Below are 1,345 nucleotides of genomic sequence, written 5' to 3' on the forward strand. Positions count from 1 at the left end.
CCTCTGAAAAACTGCGTGATCGTCTTTTTCGACCTCGATAATCCCATCCCCATCAAGCGACCACCTGGTACGAAAAGTCCAGGTGGTCCACTTTCCCCGTTCGAACGGCTGCGACCATGGAATGTCACGACGAATGTCCCCTTTTGGGTCGAGCCACGTTGGAGCTCGCCCCCAAGCTGTCCGGATAACCCAGCTATCATTGACTAAGCTCAATTCTAGCGGGGGCTGGAGTCCCCGCTCACMTTTCCAATTGTCTGGCACGTTGTGCATCTGCGCCACGATGACTTGATTATTATCGGACTGCCAATCCGGTGGCACGAAAATCTTCAATCCATATTCGTAAAGTCGGTGAAACTCTGTCGCTTTCAATCGGAATTCGGATCGATGACTCCCCTTAACGAGGGGATCATAGAAGCTTATCGTGAATCTCACGGCGCTCTTGGAATTCCAGTTGGGCGCGTCAGAAACGATTGCCGAGCCATCGCAGCAAATTTGTTTTGCCAAGCCGTTCCATTGTGAAAAATCGCGGGTTGCAAATTCATCGTGCATGGGGATGCGCCCCATCAAGAAAATGCTTGAAAATACGAAAACAGCCTCAGCCGCACACGCGAGTAGTACGCAAAGGACTACGCTTGCGGTCGCGAGCTTGACAATCTTGTGCACGGCATATCTCAAGTTCCGGTGACTCGACGCTCTTTCGCATAGTTCAAAACTCGCGCCATGTGTGGACCCTTTGGGATTACCCACATCGGCTTCGTGTTTCTCATGTGAGAACCCGGAGGTTCATCATCCATGAAGCATCGAACGTAAGGCTTCGCTGATCAGCCGAGCGCGTTGATAGCGTGTGAAGTAGGGTGTCCGCCTCCCGCATAGACGGTGACGTTACAGGCTCTTCGGATATGGCGCTCTCGGGCTCATCGACAGGGCTCCAATCGTCGGCTCCTAGTACTGTCTGTTCGACCAGTCATCGACCGTCGGCTCGTCTTGGCGGTATTCCCACTTCCCGTCTTTGCGCCGGCGACGCCACGTCTGCGCAAGACCGGTCCAATCCCCGTTGATGGTGCGGTGGGGAAATATCGGCTTGCATTTGTGCCAGATCGCCGGATTGAGGACTGAGGAGCGGCCGCGGAAGAGTCTCGTCCACTGCGCCCAAGCTGGTAGATGTCGAATGCCGATTGCTTCGATCGTCGCGAAGGAAATAGCTGACAGCAGCAAGGTGCCGAACGCGAAGCGACCGAAGGCCAGCAGTGTTTCGAGATCGAGCCCCTTCGGCCAGTCCATGTTGCTGAAAAGAAGAGCGTGGATGACATAARCCGAATAGCAGACGGTGCCGGCAAAGACGAAA

The 1,345-nt window shown here is 54.4% G+C and carries 2 protein-coding genes; both read right to left on the reverse strand.

Going from position 1 to position 1,345, the window contains the following annotated elements:
• Nucleotides 1–663, reverse strand: a 663-nt coding sequence (locus tag ACXJL8_RS41225) for a heparin lyase I family protein (protein ID WP_456687055.1), incomplete at its 3' end; no start/stop codon positions are given.
• A gap of 279 nt (nucleotides 664–942) precedes the next feature.
• Nucleotides 943–1,345, reverse strand: a 403-nt coding sequence (locus ACXJL8_RS41230) for a hypothetical protein (protein ID WP_456687056.1), incomplete at its 5' end; no start/stop codon positions are given.

It is taken from the genome of Bradyrhizobium sp. P5_C11_2, from assembly GCF_054049755.1.